General features: G+C 74.9%; 16 protein-coding genes. 8 read left to right on the forward strand and 8 right to left on the reverse strand.

Features of this window, described 5'->3' with window-relative positions:
• Positions 1 to 182: 182 nt before the first annotated feature.
• From MANAM107_RS06285 to MANAM107_RS06315, 6 genes are all read right to left on the reverse strand, one after another.
• Positions 183 to 986 carry an ATP-binding protein gene (locus MANAM107_RS06285; protein ID WP_505606733.1) on the reverse strand — a complete coding sequence of 268 codons (804 nt, stop codon included), beginning with the start codon at positions 984 to 986 and terminating at the stop codon, positions 183 to 185.
• Positions 987 to 1,152: 166 nt separating this feature from the next.
• Positions 1,153 to 2,238, reverse strand: a complete 1,086-nt coding sequence (gene hemB / locus MANAM107_RS06290; protein WP_223912564.1) for a porphobilinogen synthase — start codon at positions 2,236 to 2,238, stop codon at positions 1,153 to 1,155.
• A 197-nt stretch (positions 2,239 to 2,435) separates the two neighbouring features.
• On the reverse strand, positions 2,436 to 3,620 hold the full coding sequence (locus MANAM107_RS06295) for a uroporphyrinogen-III synthase (RefSeq protein WP_223912566.1): 1,185 nt from the start codon (positions 3,618 to 3,620) through the stop codon (positions 2,436 to 2,438).
• A 180-nt stretch (positions 3,621 to 3,800) separates the two neighbouring features.
• Entirely contained in the window at positions 3,801 to 5,159 is a 1,359-nt protein-coding gene (gene hemC, locus MANAM107_RS13080; protein WP_263421935.1) for a hydroxymethylbilane synthase, read from the reverse strand.
• On the reverse strand, positions 5,128 to 6,879 hold the full coding sequence (locus MANAM107_RS06310; protein WP_223912568.1) for a protoporphyrinogen/coproporphyrinogen oxidase: 1,752 nt from the start codon (positions 6,877 to 6,879) through the stop codon (positions 5,128 to 5,130). The genes hemC and MANAM107_RS06310 overlap by 32 nt, the downstream gene beginning before the upstream one ends.
• Complete coding sequence (locus MANAM107_RS06315) at positions 6,876 to 8,036, reverse strand: uroporphyrinogen decarboxylase (protein ID WP_263421936.1); 1,161 nt, start codon at positions 8,034 to 8,036, stop codon at positions 6,876 to 6,878. The genes MANAM107_RS06310 and MANAM107_RS06315 overlap by 4 nt, the downstream gene beginning before the upstream one ends.
• A 366-nt stretch (positions 8,037 to 8,402) precedes the next feature.
• Between MANAM107_RS06315 and MANAM107_RS06320 the strand changes: the two genes are divergently transcribed.
• The 3 genes from MANAM107_RS06320 to hemQ all read left to right on the forward strand — a co-directional run bounded on the left by MANAM107_RS06320 (position 8,403) and on the right by hemQ (position 12,252).
• Positions 8,403 to 9,860 (forward strand): glutamyl-tRNA reductase, encoded by a 1,458-nt coding sequence (locus MANAM107_RS06320; RefSeq protein ID WP_223912573.1) that lies wholly within the window; start codon positions 8,403 to 8,405, stop codon positions 9,858 to 9,860.
• 59 nt (positions 9,861 to 9,919) lie between these two features.
• A complete protein-coding gene (locus tag MANAM107_RS06325; protein WP_223912906.1) occupies positions 9,920 to 11,284 on the forward strand; it encodes a ferrochelatase in 1,365 nt (454 codons plus the stop codon).
• 116 nt (positions 11,285 to 11,400) lie between these two features.
• Positions 11,401 to 12,252: a hydrogen peroxide-dependent heme synthase gene (gene hemQ, locus MANAM107_RS06330; RefSeq protein ID WP_223912577.1), complete on the forward strand. Its 852-nt coding sequence runs from the start codon at positions 11,401 to 11,403 to the stop codon at positions 12,250 to 12,252.
• 693 nt (positions 12,253 to 12,945) lie between these two features.
• On the opposite strand, the gene MANAM107_RS06335 is transcribed toward hemQ, so the two are convergent.
• Both MANAM107_RS06335 and MANAM107_RS06340 read right to left on the reverse strand, forming a co-directional pair.
• Positions 12,946 to 15,543: a (Fe-S)-binding protein gene (locus MANAM107_RS06335; RefSeq protein ID WP_223912592.1), complete on the reverse strand. Its 2,598-nt coding sequence runs from the start codon at positions 15,541 to 15,543 to the stop codon at positions 12,946 to 12,948.
• A 262-nt stretch (positions 15,544 to 15,805) separates the two neighbouring features.
• Positions 15,806 to 16,111, reverse strand: a complete 306-nt coding sequence (locus MANAM107_RS06340; RefSeq protein ID WP_179900601.1) for a DUF4235 domain-containing protein — start codon at positions 16,109 to 16,111, stop codon at positions 15,806 to 15,808.
• 431 nt (positions 16,112 to 16,542) lie between these two features.
• Here MANAM107_RS06340 and MANAM107_RS06345 point away from each other — a divergent pair, with 431 nt between their 5' ends.
• The 5 genes from MANAM107_RS06345 (at position 16,543) to MANAM107_RS06365 (ending at position 22,492) form a co-directional block, all read left to right on the forward strand.
• Positions 16,543 to 17,694 (forward strand): thiamine ABC transporter substrate-binding protein, encoded by a 1,152-nt coding sequence (locus MANAM107_RS06345; RefSeq protein WP_223912595.1) that lies wholly within the window; start codon positions 16,543 to 16,545, stop codon positions 17,692 to 17,694.
• Positions 17,691 to 19,472 (forward strand): ABC transporter permease, encoded by a 1,782-nt coding sequence (locus MANAM107_RS06350; RefSeq protein WP_223912599.1) that lies wholly within the window; start codon positions 17,691 to 17,693, stop codon positions 19,470 to 19,472. Before MANAM107_RS06345 ends, MANAM107_RS06350 begins: the two co-directional genes overlap by 4 nt.
• Complete coding sequence (locus MANAM107_RS06355) at positions 19,469 to 20,215, forward strand: ABC transporter ATP-binding protein (RefSeq protein ID WP_223912602.1); 747 nt, start codon at positions 19,469 to 19,471, stop codon at positions 20,213 to 20,215. Before MANAM107_RS06350 ends, MANAM107_RS06355 begins: the two co-directional genes overlap by 4 nt.
• A 268-nt stretch (positions 20,216 to 20,483) precedes the next feature.
• On the forward strand, positions 20,484 to 21,473 hold the full coding sequence (locus tag MANAM107_RS06360; RefSeq protein WP_223912606.1) for an ABC transporter permease: 990 nt from the start codon (positions 20,484 to 20,486) through the stop codon (positions 21,471 to 21,473).
• Positions 21,470 to 22,492: an ABC transporter permease gene (locus tag MANAM107_RS06365; protein ID WP_223912608.1), complete on the forward strand. Its 1,023-nt coding sequence runs from the start codon at positions 21,470 to 21,472 to the stop codon at positions 22,490 to 22,492. The genes MANAM107_RS06360 and MANAM107_RS06365 overlap by 4 nt, the downstream gene beginning before the upstream one ends.
• Positions 22,493 to 22,539 lie beyond the last annotated feature (47 nt).

Raw genomic sequence — 22,539 nt, forward strand, 5'->3', positions numbered from 1 at the left:
CGGGGCGGCTGTGGGCGGGCGGAGGGCTCTCGCGCCCGGTGCACCGGGCGTGCGACGACGGCGAGTGCTCTGCCGTCCAGGGAGTCTACCGGCGCGCCCGGGCGGTGCCGCGCTGCCTCTGGGCGCCGTGCCCAGAGGCAGCGGGGGCCTGGATCGACGGGCCGGGCGGTTTCCGGCCGGCCTCACTGCCAGAGCGCCGATACGGGAAGGCCCCACAGCCGGTCGGCGTAGCGCAGAGGCTCATCCAGGGGCGCGAGCACCACGCCGGCCCGCAGGCGCGGGCCCAGCCGGTCCTTGAGGAAGTCGAGGCCGGCGAAGTGCCGCCCCTGCAAGGACCGGGTGCTCTTGACCTCGACGGCGACGATACCGCCGTCATCGAGCTCGATGATGAGGTCCACCTCCTTGCCGTTGCGGTCTCGCCAGTGGAAGAGCCGATAGGCCGTCTCGCTCCACTCCTGCTGCGCCCTGAGCTCCGCAGCAACGAAGCCCTCCAGGAGCGAGCCGAGCATGGTGGATCCGGTCACCATGTCGCTCAGCGAGCCAGCGGTCTGCCCCATCAGTCGCGCCGCCAGTCCCGAATCCGAGACCATCACCTTGGGTCGCCCCGTCTCCCGCGTGGTCAGGTTCGGCTCCCATGGCCGAAGAGTGTCGATGAGGTAGAGCCGCGACAGGACATCCACATATGTGGTCACCGAGGAGGCGGGCAGGGAGGCCTCCTGAGCCAGCCGTGCCTTGACCAGCTCGCCGGACTGGTTGGCCGCGATGAGCCGGAGAAGCGATTCCAGCCGGGCCGGATCGGTCCGGCTGCCATCGTCGCCAGCATCCACGTGAAGGAGGCGGTTGACATAATCGTCCAGCCAGCGGCCATGGAGCCGGGGGGAGGCCTGGCGGATTGCGGGATACCCGCCTCGCACGATCCGCTCAATGAGATTCCTGCGGTCGATGACGGAGTGGCCCCATGGAATGATCCGCGAAGGTTGATACACCTGCGTTGCACGTCCGCTATACCCATCTCGTAGGTTCGCTAACCCGAACTCGTAGGTTCGCTTATGCCGCAGGGGCCGTTCTTCTCCGGGCTGCTCCGCCTTCTGCGGGAGCCGACTCCCCGACCGCCCCCGTCCCTCAGCCTCCGGCGCGGTCGGAGGCCCCCACTCAGCGCAGTGCCGGGTTCTCGGCGACCTCGCGGGCCCAGTAGGTCAGGATCATGTCCGCCCCGGCGCGCGCGATCCCCAGCAGCGACTCGGCGATGACGCGCTCGCGCTCCACCCAGCCGTTGCGGGCGGCGGCCTCGACCATCGCGTACTCCCCGGAGACCTGGTAGGCGGCCACCGGCACGGGGCTGGCGGCCGCCACCGCCGCCAGCACATCGAGGTAGGGGCCGGCGGGCTTGACCATGACGATGTCGGCGCCCTCGGCGATATCCAGGGCCGCCTCGCGCAGTCCCTCGCGACCATTGGCGGGGTCCTGCTGGTAGGTGCGCCGGTCCCCGGTGAGGGTGGAGCCCACCGCCTCCCGGAAGGGCCCGAAGTAGGCCGAGGCGTACTTGGCCGAGTAGGCCAGGATGGCCACGTCCTCGTGCCCGGCGGCGTCCAGGGCGCCGCGGATCGCCGCGACCTGTCCGTCCATCATCCCCGAGGGGGAGACCATATGGGCTCCCGCCTGGGCCTGGGCCACCGCCATCGCCTGGTAGAGGGGCAGGGTGGCGTCATTGTCCACCTCCCCGGCGCGGGGGCCGGCGCCGCGCAGCACCCCGCAGTGCCCATGGCTGGTGAACTCATCGAGGCAGGTGTCGGCGCACACGACGAGCGCGTCCCCCACCTCGGCGCGCACGGCGGCGATCCCCCGGTTGAGGATGCCCTCCTGGGCCCAGGCCTGGGATCCGGTCTCGTCGCGGACGGCGGGCACCCCGAACAGGTCGATGCCGCCGATGCCGGCCTCGGCGCAGGCGGCGGCCTCGCGGCGCAGGGTCTCCAGGGTGTGCTGGACCACGCCGGGCATCGACTCGACGGGGTGGGGCTCGCTGATGCCCTCGCGCACGAAGACCGGCAGGATGAGGCTGCCCGGGTCGACGACGTGCTCGCGGGCCAGGCGCCGCATGGCCGGGGTGGTGCGCAGCCGCCGGGGCCGGACCGCGGGCGGCGTAGGGGCCGGGATGCCGTGGCGCGCCAGCAGGCCGGTGGCATCGGCATGGGCATCGGTGTCGGCCGGGGCGGGGCCGGGCGTGGCGTTGGGGGTCATGGCGATCCTTCGTGGACTGCGGTGGTGGGATGAGGATGGCATGAGCGGGCGATGCCGCGGGTCAGGGGCGCGCGCCCGCGTGCTGCACATCTTCACCTGCCCGGTGCGGGGGCAGGTGGCGGGATCATGCGGATCGTGTGGCCGGGGTCGGCTCTTCGGGCTCTGAAGATGTGCAGCGCCGCCTCTGCGGGGCGCCTTCATGGCTCCCGCAGGGCCTCCTCCACGGCCTCGCGCACGCCGGCCGGCGTGGGCGCACTGGCCACCGCCGCCGCCTCCAGGCCCAGGCCCCTGATCGCGCGCGCCGTCGTGGCCCCGATGGCCACGAGCCGCGTGGCGCGCGGGGGGCGGCCCAGCAGCTCCACCATGGCCCGGGCCGTGGAGGGCGCGGTCAGGACGACGGCGTCCACGCCGCCCGTGCAGCCGTGCCCAGTGCCGTCATCAGGGCCGCTATCGGGGCCGCTATCGCCGCCCCGGGGGCGCCAGGCCCGCCGCAGCTCATCGGGCACCTCCCCGGGCTCCAGGGCCCGCGTCGTGTAGGCCTCGACCTGCTCGACCTCCCAGCCCGCGCGCCGCAGCCCCTGGGCCAGGGCGGGGTCGGCCAGGGCCGAGGCGGGCAGGAGCAGGCGCCGCTGCGCCTCGGCCGGCGCGAGCGCATCCGGGGCCGTCCGGGAGGGGGGCGCGCCCGGCCCGGGGGCTGAGCCGGATGCGCCGGCCGCACCGTCTGCGCTGTCTGCGCTGTCTGCGCCGCTCTCGCCCAGGCTCGCTGCCGGGGGGTGTGGGCCGCCGGCCAGGTCGGGCAGGTCCAGGAGCGCCGCGGCGCTGCCCCGAGCCACCAGGTCCGGGGTCAGGCCGGTGGCCTCCTCCCAGGCCCGGGCCGTGGCCGGGCCGACGACGGCGACCCGCACTGCTGCGGCGGGCCCGCCCAGCGGGGGCGTGCCGGTCGGCCCGGTCGCGGCGCTGGGACCGCCGGGACCGCCGGGACCGCTGGGGTTGCTGGGGTGGTGTGGCGGGCCGGTGCGTCCGGCTGGACCCGGGGCCCCCGTGCCGGCGGGTGCGCTAGCGGTGGGGCTGCCCGGCGCGTGCTCGCACCGCCGCTCGGCCGCATCCCCCGGCGCTGCGCCGGCCCCCCGGGCGCGCTGGGCCCGGCGCAGGTGGGGGGCCAGGGCCTCCACGGTGCGCGCCGAGGTCAGCACCAGCCAGGCCGCCCCGCCCGCCACCAGATCCTCGCTGAGGCGGGCCAGGCCCTGCTCCTGCCGGGGGCCTGTGACAGTGCGGGTGAGGGCCACCCGCAGCACCCGGGCCCCCGCCTCGGCCAGGCCCTGGGCCAGGGCGTCGGGATCGCGCCGGCGCGGTAGGAGCACCGTGCGGCCCACCAGCGCCATATCGGCGGCACCCTGATGGGGGGCGCCTGCGCCAGCCCGGGCCGGGGCCGCCGGCGCGGCAGGGGCACCAGGCGACGCAGCGTCGGCCACGGCGTTGTGGGATGTGCGGGCTGGGGGCCCAGGGGCCGGGCGTGGAGTGCAGGGCGGCAGCGCGTCGGGATCCGGGTGGGAGGGCATGCGTCACCGCCTCCCCGGCCTGCCGGCGCGCAGGTCGACGATCCTGCCCGCACCGCCCTCCAGGAGGACCGCCGCCGCGCGGGCGCCCAGCTCCTGCGCCGCCGCCAGGTCGGGCTGCGAGGCCGGGAGGCGAGCAGCACCCCGGTCATGCCCGGGCGCCTGGCCCCCGGCTGCGTCGTGCCGACCCGCCGGGTGCAGGGCCCGCCCCTGCCCGTGGGGCCCGGCCGGGCCCAGGGCCACCCGCTCGGTGCAGGCCACGCGCCGTCGACCATCGGGCGTGCAGACCACGGCGCGCAGCTCCAGGAGCCGGACGCTGCCCGCCGCCCCGCGCCCCTGGGGGCCCTGAGCGCCCCGGGCCCCACCACCGGCAGCATCTCCCGCCGCGCTCCCAGGGATGGGGCCGTGCCCCGGGGCCTGCGCGTCCACCTCGACGACGCGGCCCCAGGCCCCCAGGGGAGCCGCGCACCCCGCCCCCAGGGCGGCCATGAGCGCGCGCTCGGCCGTCACCGCCAGCCGCGTGGCGGCATCCTCCAGCCGGGCCGCGGCACGGCCCAGCGCGGGGCAGTCCTGCAGCGCCCCCGCCCGGGCCTCCAGTGCCAGCGCCCCCTGGGCCGGGGCCGGCAGCATCTCCTCCACGCCCAGGACCTGGGTGACGCAGTGCCCCAGGCCCAGGCGCTCCAGCCCCGCCATGGCCAGCACGACGGCGTCCAGGTCCCCCTCGGCGTCGCGCACCGCCGGGGCCACCGGCTCATCGCGGCCCACCCCGAGCGCCCCCGCCATGCCGCGCACCCGGGCCAGGCGCGTGGGCACGTTGCCGCGCAGGTCCACCACCTCCAGGTCGCTGCGCAGCCCGAGCAGCTGTGCGGCGCGGCGAGGGGAGCCGGTGCCCACCCGCGCCCCGGGGGGCAGCTCCTCCAGGCCCAGCCCATCGCGGGCGCACAGGGCATCGCGGGCATCCTCGCGGGCGGGCGTGCAGATGATCTCCAGGCCCTCCGCCGGCGCGGAGGGCAGGTCCTTGCAGGAGTGGACGGCCAGATCCACCTCCCCGCCCAGCAGGGCCAGGCGCAGTCGGGCGGCGAAGACCCCCACGCCTCCCAGGTCGCGCAGGGGCGTGCGATCGCCGTCGCCCCGGGTGCGCACGGTGACCATCGAGATCGGTGGCCCGCCAGCCCCCTCCAGGGCGCGGGCCACCTGCTCGGACTGGGTCAGGGCCAGGCGCGAGCCCCGCGTCCCCAGGCGCAGGCCCGCCTCCCACCGACCCGGCTCCCGCAGGTCCTGGGGCCCTCCGGCCCGGGCCCGCCGGTCGCCGTCGCCGCGGCCCTCGTGCTGGTCATCCATGAGCGGCTCCTCGTCTGTTCTCATCACCGCTGATCCTCTCCCTGCTCGCACCCGGCCCCCCGTCGTCCCCGGTGCCATGGCTCCCACTCGCGCCCGGTGCTCGACTACCCGCCGCAGGTGCGCCGTCCACCAGCCCCCGGGCCACCCGGCGGGCCCGGGCCACGACGGCGGCCACGCCGCTGCCGGCCACCCATGCCCCCGTGAGCCCCACGCCCCCGGCCTGCGCGACCCGCCCCTCCAGGCGCCTCACGCGCTCGCGGCCCTCGGGGGTGGTGGGGGCCAGGGCCTCGTCCCAGCGCACCAGCCTGTGGTCGATGACCTCCTCCGGCGCAATATCCACTCCGGTCAGTGCGCAGGCCTCCCGCAGCGCCCGGTCCAGGTCCACGCGGGGCCGCGGCGCCCCGGGCCGCCCGTAGGACAGGCGCAGGGCATGGACCCCCGGGCCGTGCCGCTCCCGCAGGGCCCGGCCGATCCAGGGCCACTTGGCGCTCAGATGCGACAGGGCCTTGGCCTCCACCGGGCAGGCCCCATCCTCCACCGCGGGGGCCACCAGCAGCCCCGAGCCCACGGGGGCCTCATCGAGCCCAGGGGCGCGGGCCACCAGGATGAGCCGGGCAATGGCCGAGCCCGACGGCGCCTCCACCTGCGCCTCCAGGCCGGGAAGGCCATCGAGCAGCCGCAGGGCGGCAGTGCGGGAGCAGGCCAGGACCAGGCGCGCCGTGCTCACCTCCCACACGGGGCCCACCGGCACCGGCTCAGCGGAGGGCGTGGGCCCCCGGCCGGTGGGGGCCAGCCCCAGGCGCCAGCAGCCGGGCCCCTCGCTCCGGAGCCACTGGCCTCCGGTGCGGGTGAGCACGGTGCCCCCCGCCGCCTCGATGTCGCGGCGCATCGCCTCCACGGCCAGGAACAGCCCGCCGACGACGCCCAGGTCCCCACCTCGCTGACCGGCCGCGCGGCGCTGGGCGAGCATCTCGGCCACCGCGGCCCCCAGGGAGCCCAGGCGGGCCGTGGCCCCGCGCAGTCCCGGCAGCACGCTGTCCACCGCCAAGGAGCCGGGATCGGCGCTGTGGATCCCGGCGACGACGGGGCGCACCAGGCGGTCCAGGACGCCCTGGCCCATCCGCTCCCTGACGAAGGAGGCCAGATCACCCGCCTGGCCGGTGCCCACGGTGCCGGGCAGCTCGCGGTCCCGCGCCGCCTGGCGGGCGGCCCGGGCGCCGATGATGGCCACGACGTCGTCGGCCATCGGGTCGGCGGGGATCCCCAGGAAGGAGTCGGCGGGGAAACGGTGCATGCACCACTCCTGCTCCTGGGGCGGCGCCGACCCGTCCGGCCAGTCCGGGGCGGGGGGCAGGAAAAGGTGGGCCCGCCCGCTCGGGGCGGCAGTGCGCAGGCCCAGCTCGGCCATGAGGCCGCTCGGCCCCAGGCCGCCATCGGCTGGCGCACCGTCACCGTTGGCAGCACCGTTGGCAGCACCGCTGCGAGCGGCCTCCGGGGCACTGTCCCCGGCACCGTCCCGAGCGCCGCCGCGGGCGCGCCGCCCCCGGTCGGCGAAGCTGTCGGCCCCCAGATCCATGGGCACCCCGGCGATGGGGGCGCTGGCCACCAGCCCCCCGGTGTAGCCGCGGGCCTCCACCAGCAGGGGGCGCAGGCCCGCGCGCGCCAACTCCCAGGCGGCGCTCAGGCCCGCGATCCCGCCCCCGACGACGACGGCGTCCCACCGCGAGGCCACCGGGCCGCTCATGCCCCGGGCTCCTCGTCCCGCTGCGGGTCCCAGCCCTCCCGGGCCACCGCGCGCCAGGAGTCGGAGCCGTGCACCTGGGCGACGATGCCGGTGAGCACGTCGGGGTCGGTGCCCGGCGGCACCCCGTGGCCCAGGTTGACCACATGGGCCGGAGCGGCCCCGCCCTCCTCCAGGCACCGCTGCACCGCCGGGCCCAGGACCGCCTCGGGGGCCGCCAGCAGGGCCGGGTCGATATTGCCCTGCACGGGGCAGGCCCCGGCCGGGGTGCCCGCCAGGATCTCGGCGGCCTCGCGCAGCCCGATGCGCTCATCGACCCCGACGGCGTCGGCGTCGCGGCGCATCTCGGTCAGGAGCCGGGCGGTGCCGGTGCCGAAGTGGATGAGCGGCGCCGCCCGGCCCGTGGTGGGGCTGACCGCCTCGCCGGCGATCTGGAGGGCCAGGGCGGAGTAGGGCAGCACGCGCTCGCGGTAGTCGGTGGGGGACAGGCTGCCCGCCCAGGAGTCGAAGAGCTGGGCCACCGCCGCCCCGGCCCGCACCTGGGCCGCCATGAAGCTGCCGGTGATGGAGGCGCACCAGGTCATCAGCTGCTCCCAGGCGGCGGGATCGGAGTGCATGAGGGTGCGGGCCGCCAGGTGGTCGCGGCTGGGGCGGCTCTCGACCATGTAGGCGGCCAGGGTGAAGGGGGCCCCGCCGAAGCCGATGACCGGTGTCCAGCCCGCCTGTCCGGCGCTGTGCTCCAGGCCGGCGCGGGCCCGTGGGCCCAGGTGCTCGCGGGCGCCAGGACGGCCGGGGGCGCCGAGCTCGGCGACGACGCGGCCCACCGCCTGGGCGATGGGCTCCAGCGCCTGGGGGGTCAGGCGGCCCCGGGGGGCGCGGCCGCTGTCCTGGCTGGTGGCGATGAGTGCCTCGATGTCCTGGGGGCTGCGCACCGGGGAGTCCAGGACGGGGCCCACGCCCTCGGCGATCCGCACCCCCACGCCGGCCAGGAGCAGCGGCACCATGATGTCGGAGAAGAGCACGGCGCCGTCCACGCCGTGGCGGCGCACCGGCTGGAGGGTGATCTCGGCGGCCAGCCCCGGATCCAGGCAGGACTCCAGCATGGGCCGGCCGGCGCGCAGGCGCCGGTACTCCGGCAGGGAGCGGCCCGCCTGGCGCATGAACCACACCGGTGTGCGGGCCGGTGCGCGGCCGCCCAGAGCCTCCAGGAGTGGCGGGACAGGGCTGCCGAGAGGCGCTGCGCCGCCACTGCGCGAATTCTGTGACGAATTGCTTTCAGAATCATCGGAGTCGCGGGATGGGTGCTGGTGCGGCGTGATGCTCCTGGAATATCTCGACGAAAGGCCTGTCATTGTGCGAGGGTTTCCTTATCGGGTGGTTTTCGCTGCCATGACGCGGGTCTTCTGGTGCTATCAGGAGGTGACCCGGCGTCATGAACATATTTCTGACGCGCTGTCACCACAATGCTGCGCCGACAGTGCGCCAATTGTGCACACAGGGTCCCCTGATGATTCAATGCGCAGGCAGTGGCTATTCATTTTCTCTCCGCCGATCACCGCCACCTGGGGCTCGATGTCGTCGCGCGCCTGGGGGCGGTGGCCCCGCAGTTGGGGCCCGATCTCCTCGCCGCCCCGCTCGGGCTGCGAGGAGCGCTCGTGCTGTCCACCTGCAACCGCCTGTCCCTCCTGGTGGACACGGGTGAGGAGCCCGGTGAGGCCGGCGGAGACGATGCGGCTGAGGCCGATGATCCATTCGCGCACCCCGCCCGTCAGCCCGCCTCGCCCCAGGCGGACCGGAGCCCCCTGGCCAATGCCCTCGCCGGGCTCCTGGCGAAGCGCGCGGGCCTGCCCGCCGGCGACCTGCACCTGGTGGGCTTCGCCGGGCAGGAGGCCCACCGTGAGCTGTTCGCCACCGCCTGCGGGCTGCGCTCCATGGTGGTCGGTGAGCGCCAGATCGCCGGCCAGCTGCGCCGGGCCCAGCGCACCGCTGCGGCGGAGGGCACGCTGAGCACTCCCATCATCCGCGCCGTCGAGCGTGCCTCGATCGTCTCGCGCCGGGTGGCGGGGGAGACGGCCCTGGCGGGACGGGGGCGCAGCGTCGTCGCCGTCGGTCTCGATCTGGCCGGATCCCACCTGCCCGCGCTCTCGCAGTGCCGGGTGCTCCTGGTGGGCACCGGCTCCTACGCCGGCGCCGCCGTCGGCGCACTGCGTGAGCGCGGGGCCGGGCGCATCGGCGTGTACTCCACCACCGACCGGGCCCGGGCCTTCGCCCAGGAGCGCGGCCTCCAGGCCGTGCCGCCCGGGGGGCTGGGCGAGGCGCTGAATCGGGCCGACCTGGTCGTGACCTGCCGGGGCCTGGGCTCGCCAGTGCTGACCAGTGGGCTCATGGAGGGGCTGGAGCCCGCGCGGCACGGCGTCCGGGTCCTCCTCGACCTGGCCCTGACCAGGGATGTGGAGCCCGCGGTGGCCGAGCTGCCCGGCATCATCCACCTCGACCTGGATCACGTTCAGGCCTCCGTCCCCCGGGCTGCCGGCCAGGAGGTGGAGGCTGCCTGGCGAATCGTGGAGGAGGAGCTCGTCGACTTCGAGCGGAGCCTGGCCGGGCGCCGCATGGACGCCCTCATCGCGGGGCTGCGCTCCCATGCCGCCCGGGCCGTGGAGGAGGAGGCGGTGCGGCTGCGCCCCGTGAGCGCCGCGGCTGCCCCGGATCGTGGGGGTGCGGAGCCGGGGCGGCGGACCGGGGCCGCGCCGGGGGCGAGGCCCGGGACTGGGGCTGAGCCGGCCCCTGCGCCCGAGCCCATGGTCTCCCTGGCCCAGGCCGAGCGCGCCCTGCATCGCCTGGCGGCCCGTCTGCTTCATCAGCCCACCGTTCAGGCCCGTCGCGCCGGTGAGGCCGGGCAGCAGGAGGCCTACCGGGAGGCGCTCGCCCTGGTGATAGGGTCTGATGTTGTTCAGGACCATATTGATAAGAGTGAGGCAGTATGACCGACGTGAGAGAGGCGGGCGCCCTGGACGACGCAGCCCGGATCACCAGCACCCGGGCCATGCCGGCGGCCGTCGAGTCCATCGACCTGACCGCCGATCCGGACACGGATCTGCTCGCCCCCTACGACGCCGTGCTCCTGCTGTCCTACGGCGGCCCCACCGGTCCCGACGACGTCCTGCCCTTCATGCGCAACGCCACCGCCGGACGGGGCGTGCCCGACTCCCGACTGCTGGAGGTCTCCGGCCACTACCAGCGCTTCGGGGGCGCCTCGCCGATCAACGAGCGCAACGCCGAGCTGCTGGAGGCCCTGCGCGCCGAGCTGGCCCGCCGCGGCTCCAGCGTCCCGGTGGTCATCGGCAACCGCAACTGGCACCCCTTCGTCAGCCAGGCCCTGCGCGAGCTGGCCGACGCCGGTGCTCGCCGCGTCCTGGCCCTGACCACTTCCGCCTACGGCTCCTACTCCGGGTGCCGCCAGTACCGCGAGGATGTCAGCGCGGCCCTGGGCCAGCTGGAGTCCGGCACCGACGGCGCCACCGGCCAGGGCCCCGAGGCCGACGCCGTGGCCCGCGTGGGCGGCAGGGGCGGGCGGCCCCTGGGCGCCCAGGTGCCCGTCGTCGACAAGGCCCGCCCCTACTACAACACCCCCGGGATGCTGGAGGCCAACACCGACGCCATCGTCGCCGCCTATGAGGAGCTCGGCGCCCAGGGCATCGCAGCCCAGGACGTGCGCCTGGTCTTCGTCACCCACTCCGTGCCCACCTCCATGGAGGAGGGATCCGCGCCCCGGCCCGGCCAGGGAGCCCCCTCCCCGGCCCGCCCCGGGGCTGGGCCGGCCGGGGCGAGCGGGACTGCCGAGCCCGTGGTGCTGGAGCCCGGCATGAGCCCCGATCTGTCCACCGAAGTCTCCTACGTCGCCCAGCACGAGGCGCTCATCGAGGCCATCGTCCCGCAGGTGGTCCAGCGCCTGGGACTGCCCCGCCCGCCCGAGCACGAGCTCGTCTACTGCTCGCGCTCCGGGCCGCCCCAGGCCCGATGGCTGGAGCCCGACATCAACGACCGCCTGGAGGCCCTGGCCCAGGAGGCGCCCCAGGGCCGGGTGCCCGTCGTCGTCGCCCCGATCGGCTTCGTCTCGGATCACATGGAGGTCGTCTTCGACCTGGACACCGAGGCGCGCGAGACCGCCGAGGCCCTGGGCATGCCCTACGCGCGGGCCGCCACCGCCGGTACGCACCCGGCCTTCGTCGCCTCCCTGGTCGACGTCCTGGCCGAGCGGGCCGCGGCGGCACGCGGGGAGGCCGTCCGCCCGACATCCACCACCGGCCTGGGCCCCTTCCACACCGTCTGCCCGCCCGACTGCTGCCGCCCCGCCACCGGGCACGGAGGGCATCCGGGCCAGGGGCATGCTGGTACCCGCGGCGGCTGAGCCGAGTGCGTGGCCGCCCGTGCGGTCGGGAGGAGCCCGTGGCCGGGTAGGTTGAGGCGAGGCAGGAGCGCCGGTCAGCATCGGCGCGAGCCGGATAAGAGAGAGAAGGAAGACCGATGACCCACAGTCAGCACCCCGACGACGCCCAGGCGGCCCCCGCCGGCCCCCCGCCCTCGCAGGGTGAGGTGCCGGGGGAGGCCACGCAGCCGGAGGGCGGTGTGCATCGCTTCGAGGACGAGGAGCGCCGCCCCCACTACGACCCGCGCGACGCCACCGACGTCGACCTCGACGAGGTCAACAACCGCAACCACTACGCCCTCTACGGCGTCTTCCGCCTGATCTCGCCGCTGCCCGCCGCCCAGCCCGCCCGGGAGCGCCTCATCGGGGAGTCCTCCCACTTCGTGGAGGGCTCCGGGGTCACCACGCGCGGCTGGTACGACGTCGCCGGTCTGCGCTCGGACGCCGACCTGCTCGTGTGGTGGCTCGACGACGACCCCGAGGTCCTCCAGGACGCCTACCACCGCCTGCGGGCCAGTGCCCTGGGCCGCCACCTGGAGCCGGTGTGGTCCTGCATGGGGCTGCACACGCCCGCCGAGTTCAACCGCCGCCACATCCCCGCCTGCTTCGGCGGGGTCGCCCCGCGCGACTGGGTGATGGTCTACCCCTTCGTGCGCTCCTACGAGTGGTACCTGCTGGCGCCTGAGGAGCGCTCGCGCATGATGGCCCAGCACGGGCGCAACGGGTACGCCAAGTACCCCGACGTCAAGGGCTCCACCCTGGCGACCTTCGGCCTGAGCGATTACGAGTGGATCCTGGGCTTCGAGGCCGACACCCTCGACCGCCTGGAGGGCGTCATCCACCACCAGCGCTACACCGAGGCCCGCCTGCACGTGCGCGAGGACACGCCCTTCTACACCGGGCGGCGCCTGAGCCCCGAGCAGTGGGCCGAGCGCCAGCCCCTGGCCTGAGGGACCGGTACGGGCCTGGGCCTCGGTGCTGCCCGTCAAGACGCAGATCCGCCCCGTGAGAGGGGGCGGATCTGCGTCGACAAGGGTCGATCTGCGGTCGAGTAGGAACCGAGTGGGCGGAGAGCACAGTCGATGTGACGCGCCCCTGGTGATCCTGAGCCCGCCGGGCAGCTATGGTGAGGGCATCACGACCGGTTCCGCCCCTCGGGGTCCAGGGCCGGTCCTCATCGTTCATCCCGATGTGCAAGGACGGTCATAGCCTTCCTGCTGGCGTTCATTGCGGGTCAGGAATCGCCCGAGCGCAAGAGAGCCGACTATCGCGGGCAGCGCCGTCATATTCCCCACAGGAAGGATCCGTCGGCGAGCGGCTGTGCTCAGTGAGCGGGTGGAGGAGGAGAGCACGCGGGCGGCGAGCAGCCCCATGACCGGCGCCGAAACCGGCTCCTACGGCCGCCGTCAGCAGGCTGGTCGCCACGGTGAAGGAGCGCACGTCGCGCCATGGGCCCGCCTTCTTGATCCAGGCCGGCAGGGTCTCCAGGTCCTGCGGCAGGTGGGCGATCTCTTCGAGGTTGTGCGCGGCGAATACCCCGACCACCCCCACAATGAGCCAGATCCGGTCTGATGCCAGAAAACTCTGGCATCAGGTGCACTGACTGTATGCCGTGCTGGGGCTCGGTCGGCGTCAGCCCTGACTCAGCCCTGGCCGCGGTGGACGGCCTCCAGCATGAGGGTCGCCACGTCGGCCACGCGCACCTCGGCGCCCTGGGAGGCCACGCCGTCGGAGAGCATCGTGGTGCAGAAGGGGCAGGCGGTGGCGATCACCTGCGCCCCCGTGCCCACCGCCTCGCGCGAGCGCTCCGCGGCGATGCGCGTGCCGATGGACTCCTCCATGAAGGCCCTCGCCCCGCCGCCACCGCAGCAGAAGCCCCGCTCCCGGCTGCGCGGCATCTCCACCGCCGTGGCCCCCGTGGCCTCGATCAGCTCGCGCGGCGGGGAGTAGAGGCGGTTGTGCCGCCCCAGGTAGCAGGCGTCGTGGTAGGTGATCGTCGGCGCCTGTGGGGTCTGCGCCGCAGGGGCCGCCTCCCGCGGGTCCGGCTCGCCCGAGCCACCCGGCTCCCTGCTGCCAGCCGACGCCGCAGCCTCCGCCGCCTCGACAGCCTCGCCGGTGTCCTCCTGGGAGGAGTCCGCCCGGGCCGTCAGGACTGGCGCGTCCGCCGGGGCCCCCTGGCCCCGATCCCCAAGCGGCCCACCGTCAGGCGCCTGGGGCGCCACCGGCTTCAGGCGGCCCTCGCGCACCAGCCTGCTGAGCAGCTGAGTGTGGTGCAGGACCTCGTAGCGGCCGCCGATCTGCGGGTACTCCCGCGCGATCGTGTTGAAGCAGTGCGCGCAGGTGACCACGATGCGCTGCGCCCCCGCCTCATTGAGGGTCTCCACGTTCTGGGCGGCCAGCATCTGGTAGAGGATCTCGTTACCGGCCCGCCGGGCCGGGTCCCCGGTGCAGGTCTCGCCGTCGCCCAGTACCGCGAAGCTCACCCCGGCGATATGCAGCAGCTCGGCCACCGCCCGCGTCGTCCGCTTGGCCCGGTCCTCATAAGCCCCGGCGCAGCCCACCCAGAACAGGTAGTCCACCTCGGCCGCGGACTCCACATCCGCCCCGACCACCGGCACCTCGAAGTCCAGCCCCTTGGCCCAGTCCATGCGCTTGCGCGCCGCCAGTCCCCAGGGGTTCCCCTTGGACTCCAGCTTGCGGAACATGCCGCCCAGCTCCTTGGGGAAGGCCGACTCCATGAGCACCTGCTGGCGGCGCATATCCACCACATGGTCCACATGCTCGATATCCACCGGGCACTGGTCCACGCAGGCCCCGCAGGTGGTGCACGCCCACAGCACCTCGGGCGGGATCACCTCACCGGCCAGGGGCGCGGGGCGCTGGGCCACGCCCTCCGGGGAGGGGGCCGCCTTGGCCGCCAGCAGCGCACCGAGCACATCACCGGTGTGGGCGCTGCCCGCCTCCTGGCCCAGATCCGTCCCCCGGGCCAGGCCATCGCGCATGCCCAGTGCCCGGCCCACCGGGCCGCCGGAGGCGGGGCGCTGGGCCACCATCTCGCCGGTGACCTCCTCGGGCTCCACACCCAGGGCGCTGGCCGCCCGCAGGTAGGGGGCCGCCGCCGCGTGGTGGTCGCGCAGCGCCATGACCAGCAGCTTGGGGGACAGCGGCTTGCCCGTGTTCCAGGCGGGGCACAGGTCCTGGCAGCGCCCGCACTCGGTGCAGGTGGAGAAGTCCAGCAGCCCCTTCCAGGTGAAGTCCTCGATGCGCCCCACCCCCAGGCGCACCTCGGGGCCCTCGCCGGACTCGGCGGCATCCATGGCCTCCTCCAGGCGCTCCATGCTCGCCTCGGTCAGCGGCTCGCCCTCCACCAGGATCGGCTCCAGGGGCCCCAGGGCCTTGGAGCCGTCGGCCTCCCGGCGCGCGTAGATGTTGAGGAAGGCCAGGAAGCGGTGCCAGGCCACACCCATGGAGGGCTGCAGGCCCACCACCACGAACCAGCTCATCGACAGCACCACCTTGAGCGTGGCGGTGATGAGGATGGCGCTCTCCAGTGCCCGCGCCCCCAGGGGCTCCAGGAGCGGCCCGCTCCAGGCCGTCAGCGGGAAGTGCGTCCAGGAGGCCAGGGCCCGCTGCGCGGCATCCGGGGAGAGGGCCAGGTGGGCGTGCTCCAGCATCCGCAGCACCAGCACACAGGCCACCACCCCGATGATGGTGGCCTCGACGAACCGGCCCTGCCACGACGTCGACCCGGCGAAGCGGGAGGTGCGCGGGCGCCTGCCGCCCTCCGAGTCCTGGGGGTAGGGGGGCGCGGCGCGCCCGGCGCGGGTCAGGCGCCAGCGCAGGACGGTCAGCCCCACGATCCCCGCCGTCGAGAGCCAGGCGATCCCATCGACCACCCACCCCCACCAGGCGGCGTGGCCGATCAGTGGCAGAGAGAAGGACGCCCCGCCCAGGACCTGCCCGTAGCCGGAGACCAGGGTGAGGAACAGCAGCGGGAAGGCGACCATCACCAGCCAGTGGGCGGCCCGGATCAGGGGCCGCCCCTTGAAGGCGGTGTGGCCCACGACCGCACCGAGCATGAGGGCCAGGCGCCTGCCCACCGGCCGGAGCCGGGCGCGGGGCACGGCGCGTCCCACCGCCATGCGGGCGGCAATAGTGCAGCAGGCGCGTGCGAAAACAGCCAGCCCGATCGTCGTGGTGATGATGACGACGACGGCACAGACGATCTGCACAGCGCTCATCGGCTCGGCTTCTCCTCAGATGCGTCAACGAGGTCAGGGGGGCGCCAGGGGCGTGCCGACGGCGCCCGGCCGGGCCGCCCGCAGCCGCCGTCGGCGCCCTCCTAGTGTAGGAGCCCGCAGTGGCGGCCCTGGGGGAGCGCCGTCTGCGGACGCCTGGCCGGCCCCGGCAGCACAGGCAGGGCGCGGAGCGGCGCCGGCCAGGCGACAACGGGGTCGCAGTGCACGGCGGGCCCGGCAGTCCCGAGCCGGGCGCCCAGTGCCATCAGGCGCTGATGGCCTTGGGGGCGGGGGTGCTGGAGGGACGGTGGCGGCTGTACCACTTGGCCGCCTGGCGCAGGCCGAGCTCGCGCACCAGGGTGATGGTCGCCCCCGAGATGACGGCGAAGACCACGACCTCGGTCAGCTGGTAGTTCAGGAGCTGGTCCTCCTCGCGAGGGGCCGGCTTGCCGGTGATGGCCCTCCACCCCAGGGCCACGACCTTCTCCGCCACGAAGCCCGAGGCGAGCGTGGCGACCGCGGCCGTCGCCTTCCACGTGAAGTCCGTGCCGTTGCTGTCCTTCTTGGCCATGAATCCTCCGAGTCCGGTGATCTCGGGCGCCCCGCTGCGGGATGCGCGGAGCGCCGGCTGCTCCCGGGGCCGGTCAGGCCCCCGGTGTCGGGACGATCATGCCGTACCAGGGCCGCTGCGCGCACGACCGGCCCGCGTTGCACATCTTGGGCGGGCCTGGTGGCCCTCGGCCCGGGGTTCTCCGCATGATCCGGTGGGGCCCCGGTTGACGATGTGCAGCAGGGTGGGGAGGGGACGTAGACTCGCCACCACGACAGGGGAGCGTCACCCCGGCGCCGCGGACGGGCCGGGACCCGGCGCTGAGAGTGCGCACAGCCGCAGACCCTCGAACCTGCTCCGGCCAGCACCGGCGAAGGAAGTCGAGAACATCTCCCCGGGCGCCGCATCGCGGCGTGCCCGGGCCCTCCGGGCACTCTTCCAGGAGGACAGTCATGACCACCAGGCACACCAGCCCCGCCGGGCGAGCGCACCGCGCCCCCGGCCACCACCCCGAGCCGGGCGCCCCCGGGCCGGCCCGATACGCCCCCTCGCGGCGCCGGCTCCTGGGCGGCGCCGCCGCAGGAGCCCTGGGCCTGGCCCTGGCGGCCTGCGGCTCGGGCGGCTCGGGGGGTTCGGGCGCCGGGGGAGGCGCGAGCGTCACCGTGCTGACCCACGACTCCTTCAAGGTCTCCGACGACCTCATCAGCGCCTTCGAGGCCGACACCGGCTACACCCTGTCCCTGGTGGCCTCCGGCGACGCCGGCGAGCTGGTCAACAAGCTCGTGCTCACCAAGGACGCCCCCCTGGGCGACGCCTTCTTCGGCATCGACAACACCTACGCCTCGCGTGCCCTGGCCGAGGGGATCGTCGACCAGACCGTCACCGTCACCCTGCCCGACGGCGCCGAGGCCTACCTCGTGGACGACACCCCCGCCCTGGCCCCCATCGACGTCGGCGATGTGTGCCTCAACATCGACACCGCCTACTTCGCCGACAAGGGGCTCAGCGCCCCGGCCACCTTCGAGGACCTGCTCAAGAGCGAGTACAAGAACCTGCTCGTGGCCATCGACCCCTCCACCTCCTCCCCGGGGATGGCCTGGATGCTGGCCACCGTCGGCCACTTCGGGGCCGACGGCTTCGCCGAGTACTGGAAGAGCCTGGTGGCCAATGGCGCGCGCATCGACGCGGGCTGGACGGACGCCTACTACACCGACTTCACCGCCGGCGGGGGCGAGGGCGCCTACCCCATCGTCGTGTCCTACGCCTCCTCCCCCTCCTACACCCTCACCGAGGACAAGTCGGCCACCACCACCGCGGCCCTGCTGGACACCGCCTTCCGCCAGGTGGAGTACGCCGGGGTCCTCACCGGCGCCGCCAACCCCGAGGGCGGCAGGGCCTTCGTGGAGTGGATGCTCTCCACCAAGGTCCAGGAGGACATCCCCGGCCAGATGTACATGTACCCGGTGGACGGCAAGGCCGCCCTGCCCACCGAGCTGGAGAGGTTCGGCCCCCTGGCGGAGGCGCCCATCGAGGTCTCCGCGGCCGACATCACCGCCAACCGCGAGACGTGGCTGCAGGCCTGGACCCAGGCCGCCGGCTCGTGAGCCGGGGCAGGCCGCGGGGCCCGCGCCCCGGCTGGGCCGAGAGGGGCGGCTGGGCCCTGGCGGTGGCCCTGCCCCTGGGCTTCCTCGCCCTGCTCTTCGCCTGGCCGGTGGCCACCCTGCTGGCCCGCGGCCTGCTGGTCGACGGTGCCCTGGACGTCTCCGGCTTCGGGGAGGTCCTCACGCGCGAGCGCACCTGGCGCATCATCCGCCAGACCCTCCTCCAGGCGGCGGCCGCCACCGCCCTGTGCGTGGTGCTGGGCGTGCCCGGAGCGCTGGTGCTCTACCGGCGCCGCTTCCCCGGGGCCGGGGTGCTGCGGGCGATCGTCACGGTGCCCTTCGTCCTGCCCACGGTGGTCGTGGGCGTGGCCTTCCACGCCCTGGTGACCACCGGCGGCCCACTGGGGGGACTGGGGCTCGACGGCACCATGAGCGCGGTCGTGGCGGCCCTGGTCTTCTTCAACTACGGGCTCGTGGTGCGCATGGTCGGGACGATGTGGTCCCGGCTGGACCCGCGCGCGGTGGAGGCGGCCCGCTCCCTGGGCGCCTCACCGTGGCGGGCCTTCCGCACGGTCACCCTGCCCAGCCTGGCTCCCGCCATCGCCTCGGCCGCGAGCCTGGCCTTCCTGTTCTGCGCCACCGCCTACGGCCTGGTCCTGGTGCTGGGCGGCACGGGGGTGGGCACGATCGAGACCGAGATCTACGTGCTCACCGCCCAGTATCTCGACCTGCGCGCGGCGGCCGTGCTCTCCGTGCTCCAGCTGGTGGTCATCGCCGGGGTCCTGTGGGTCAACGAGCGGGCCAGGCAGCGCCACGAGGCCGCCCTGCGCCTGCGCCTGGATGTGGCGCCCTCGCGCCTGGGGGCCTCTGACGCCCCCGCCCTGGCCCTGACCCTCCTGGTCGCGCTCGGGCTGCTGGTGGCCCCCATGGTGGTGCTCGTGCTGCGCTCCCTGCGCCGCGCGGGGCGGTGGACCCTGGCGAACTACACCGACCTGGGCACCACCGGGCAGCGCAATGCGCTGACGGCCACCGTGTGGCAGGCCGCCGCCCACTCCCTGCAGGTGGCGGCGGCCGCCGCCACCATCGCCCTGACGGTGGGTGCGGCCCTGGCGCTGGTGCTCTCCCGGCGCCCCCGCTCGCCCTGGCTCGCCCGCGCCTCGGCCCTGCTCGACGCCGCCGTCATGCTGCCCCTGGGCGTCTCGGCGGTCACGGTGGGCTTCGGCTTCCTCATCACGCTGTCCGCGGTGGGCCTGACCGCCTCGTGGTGGATCCTGCCGTTGGCCCAGGCGGTGGTGGCGGTGCCGCTGGTGGTGCGCACCCTCCTGCCCGCGCTGCGCGCCATCGACCCGCGCCAGCGCGAGGCCGCCGCGGCGCTGGGGGCCGCCCCGGGCCGGGTGCTGGCGACCATCGACGGCCCCCACCTGCTGCGGGCCGCCGGGCTGGCGGCCGGCTTCGCGCTGGCCACGAGCCTGGGAGAGTTCGGGGCGACGTCCTTCCTGGCCCGGCCCACCACCCAGACCCTGCCCGTGGTCCTCTACCGCCTCATCGGCTCGCCCGGGGCCCAGAACCAGGGGATGGGGCTGGCGGCGGGCGTGGTGCTGGCGGCCCTCACCGCCGCCCTGATGATCGTGTGCGAGCAGGCCCAGAACCGGTGGGCGGCCGCGGGCCGGGGGTCCGCCCGCCCCCGAGGGCCCCGTGGCCCCGTGCGCCGGACGCCGCGGCCCGGCCCGCCACCGACCCCCAGCGGATCCGCCTCCCCCTCGATCAAGGAGTCCTCATGACAGAGCACGGTGCCCCGCCGGTGCTGAGCCTGCGCGGCCTGAGCGTGGTCTACCCCCCCGCCTCGCGCCGGGGCCCGGCGCTGAGCGCCGTCGAGGCGGTGGACCTGGACGTGGCCGACGGCGAGGTGGTGGCCCTGCTGGGGCCCTCGGGATCGGGCAAGTCCTCCCTGCTGCGCGCCGTCATCGGCCTGGAGCCGGTGGCGGCCGGCACGATCACCTGGCAGGGGCGCGACATCATCGGCGTGCCGGTCCACCGGCGTGGCTTCGCCCTCATGTTCCAGGACGGCCAGCTCTTCGGCTTCCGCGATGTGGCCGGCAATGTGGCCTACGGGCTGAACCGGATGGGCCGCGCCGAGCGCGAGCAGCGCGTGGCCGAGGTCCTGGAGCTCGTGGGCCTGCCGGACTTCGCCGACCGTCCGGTGACCACGCTCTCGGGGGGCCAGGCCCAGCGCGTGGCCCTGGCCCGCGCCCTGGCCCCCCGCCCGCGCCTGCTGCTGCTCGATGAGCCGCTGTCCGCCCTGGACCGGGCCCTGCGCGAGGAGCTGGCCGTCGAGCTGGCCGGCATCCTGCGCACCCAGGGCACCACCGCCCTCCATGTCACCCACGACCACCAGGAGGCCGCCACCGTGGCCGACCGCGTGGGCGTCATGATCCAGGGGCGGCTGCGCGCCCTGGGCCCCATGGAGGAGCTGCGGGAGGGCGGGGATGAGGAGGTCGCCCGCTTCCTGGGCGCGGGCCGGTGAGACCCGGGGCCGCTGGGCGGAGCGGTGCGCGTGGTGGGCCGCCGTCGCAGGTCGGCGAGGGGGTGACGATGGTCTCAGATTGCCGGTCGGTGAGGTGTCCCCGGCGCAAGCAGTGCTACGTTCATTCGCGTCGCGCCACCCTGGCGCCCCACGCAGGAGGGATCCGGTTGATGACCAAGCGAATGTGCTGTTGCCGCTGTCGTTGACGACAGCCCGTGACCCATTCGCTCTGAGCGCCCAGGCGCTCCCCTGCTCGTGAGGATCCTTGATGCCCTCCTCTGCCCAGGACCTGTCCGTACCCGACGCCGCCGACGAGGCAGCCGCCCCCGAGGCCTCCGAGGCCGCTGACGAGGCGCCTGCCCGCCCCACCGGCTGGCGCTACCTGGCCCGCCGCCTGGCCGCCGACCGCTGGGCCCTGACCGGCGGCGCCGTCGTCATCCTCACCTGCCTGGTCGCACTGCTGGCCCCACTGCTGACCCGGGCCCTGGGCGTGGACCCCTACAGCTACCACCTCGACCTGCTCGACCCCTCGGGCGTGCCCCGCGGCCCCCTGGGCGGCGTCAGCACCGCCCACCCCCTGGGCGTGGAGCCCCAGACCGGGCGAGACCTGCTGGCCATCGTCATCGAGGGCACCCGCACGTCCCTGTCCATCGGCCTGGGCGCCACCGCCCTGTCCATGGCCGTGGCCATCGTCCTGGGCCTGAGCGCCGGCTACCTGGGCGGCTGGTGGGACGCCCTGGTCTCCCGCCTGACCGACATCACCCTGGGCTTCCCCCACCTGGTGCTCATGATCGCGATCTCCGCGATCATCCCGGCCACGGCGCCGCGCGTGCCGGTGATGATCCTCATCATCGGCCTGCTGGGCTGGCCCTCGACCGCCAGAGTCCTGCGATCGCGGACCCTGGCCATCCGCAACCGCACCTTCGTGCAGGCCTCGCGGGCCATGGGCGCCGGGGAGCTGCGCATCCTGACCACCCAGGTCCTGCCCAACCTGGTGGCCACCATCATCGTGTTCACCACGATCTCCATCCCCGGCCGGATCACCGCCGAGGCCGCCCTGTCCTTCCTGGGCGTGGGGGTGGCCCCGCCCACCCCCTCCTGGGGGCGCACGATCGGCTCGGCCATCACCTGGGTGGCCACCGACCCCTGGTACCTCCTGGCGCCCGGCATGGCCCTGTTCCTGGTGACCCTGGCCTTCAACCTCTTCGGCGACGGACTGCGCGACGCCCTCGACCCCAGGACCGGTGAGCACCGATGAGACGCACCCGGAGCCGAGCCCGCCTCCTGGCACCCCGCGTGGCCGCCCACCTGGCCTCCCGCCTGGCCCTGACCCTGCTGACCCTGGTGCTCACCGCCCTGGCCACCTTCGCCCTGTTCTCCCTGTGGCCCTCCGACCCCGCCGCCCTGGCCTGCGGCAAGCCCTGCACCCCGGAGAACCTGGAGCGGGCCCGGGCCTTCATGGGCTACTCCGATCCCTGGTACACCCAGTTCTGGAACTACCTGGTGGGCATCGTCGCCGGGCGCACCTTCGGGCACGGGGCGCAGGCCATCACCTGCGCCGCCCCCTGCCTGGGCTACTCCTTCCGCCTGTCGACGCCGGTGAGCACGCTCATCGCCGACCGCCTGCCCGTGACCGCCTCCATCGCCATCGGCGCCGCCGTCCTGTGGCTGGTCATCGGCGTGGCCGCGGGCACGGTCTCGGCCCTGCGGCGCGGCTCGCGCCTGGACCGAGGCATCATGACCGGCACCGTCCTGGGGGTCTCGGCCCCCTCCTACCTCCTGGGGCTGCTGGGCATCCTCCTGTTCGGCTTCACCCTGGACATGGTCCCGGTCTCGGGCTACACCCCCCTGAGCGAGAGCCCCCTGCACTGGGCCTGGCACCTCCTGTTGCCCTGGTGCGTCCTGGCCCTCATCTCCGCGGCCGTCTACGCCCGCATGGTGCGCGGCGAGATGCTGGAGAACCTGGGCGAGGACTACGTGCGCACCGCCCGCGCCGTCGGACTGCCCGAGAGGCGGGTCATCGGCCGCCACGTCATGCGCAACATCTCCCTGCCCCTGCTCACCTTCTTCGCCCTGGACCTGGGCGGCCTGCTGGGCGGGGCCGTCATCACCGAGCGGGTCTTCTCCATGCAGGGCCTGGGCGCCCTGCTCATGGACGCCGTCGGCGCCTCCGACATCCAGGTGGTCATGGGCCTGACCCTCGTCTCGGCCGCCTTCGTGGTGGTGGCCAACCTCATCGTCGACGCCGTGGCCGCCCTCATCGACCCCCGCGTCTAAAGGGCGGCGCCGCTCCGCCGCCCCCTCCGTACCACCCCGCCCACCGC

Source organism: Actinomyces capricornis, assembly GCF_019974135.1.
Taxonomy (GTDB): Bacteria; Actinomycetota; Actinomycetes; order Actinomycetales; family Actinomycetaceae; genus Actinomyces; species Actinomyces capricornis.

Excerpts from the sequence above, each read along its gene's own strand:
- MANAM107_RS06340 (WP_179900601.1), bottom strand. The coding sequence starts at position 16,111 with ATGGCCAAGAAGGACAGCAACGGCACGGACTTCACGTGGAAGGCGACG.
- MANAM107_RS06365 (WP_223912608.1), top strand. The coding sequence starts at position 21,470 with ATGAGACGCACCCGGAGCCGAGCCCGCCTCCTGGCACCCCGCGTGGCC.
- MANAM107_RS06335 (WP_223912592.1), bottom strand. The coding sequence starts at position 15,543 with ATGAGCGCTGTGCAGATCGTCTGTGCCGTCGTCGTCATCATCACCACG.
- MANAM107_RS06315 (WP_263421936.1), bottom strand. The coding sequence starts at position 8,036 with ATGCGCCAGGCGGGCCGCTCCCTGCCGGAGTACCGGCGCCTGCGCGCC.
- MANAM107_RS06345 (WP_223912595.1), top strand. The coding sequence starts at position 16,543 with ATGACCACCAGGCACACCAGCCCCGCCGGGCGAGCGCACCGCGCCCCC.
- hemC (WP_263421935.1), bottom strand. The coding sequence starts at position 5,159 with ATGAGAACAGACGAGGAGCCGCTCATGGATGACCAGCACGAGGGCCGC.
- MANAM107_RS06325 (WP_223912906.1), top strand. The coding sequence starts at position 9,920 with ATGCCGGCGGCCGTCGAGTCCATCGACCTGACCGCCGATCCGGACACG.
- hemB (WP_223912564.1), bottom strand. The coding sequence starts at position 2,238 with ATGACCCCCAACGCCACGCCCGGCCCCGCCCCGGCCGACACCGATGCC.
- MANAM107_RS06360 (WP_223912606.1), top strand. The coding sequence starts at position 20,484 with ATGCCCTCCTCTGCCCAGGACCTGTCCGTACCCGACGCCGCCGACGAG.
- hemQ (WP_223912577.1), top strand. The coding sequence starts at position 11,401 with ATGACCCACAGTCAGCACCCCGACGACGCCCAGGCGGCCCCCGCCGGC.
- MANAM107_RS06295 (WP_223912566.1), bottom strand. The coding sequence starts at position 3,620 with ATGGCGCTGGTGGGCCGCACGGTGCTCCTACCGCGCCGGCGCGATCCC.
- MANAM107_RS06355 (WP_223912602.1), top strand. The coding sequence starts at position 19,469 with ATGACAGAGCACGGTGCCCCGCCGGTGCTGAGCCTGCGCGGCCTGAGC.
- MANAM107_RS06310 (WP_223912568.1), bottom strand. The coding sequence starts at position 6,879 with ATGAGCGGCCCGGTGGCCTCGCGGTGGGACGCCGTCGTCGTCGGGGGC.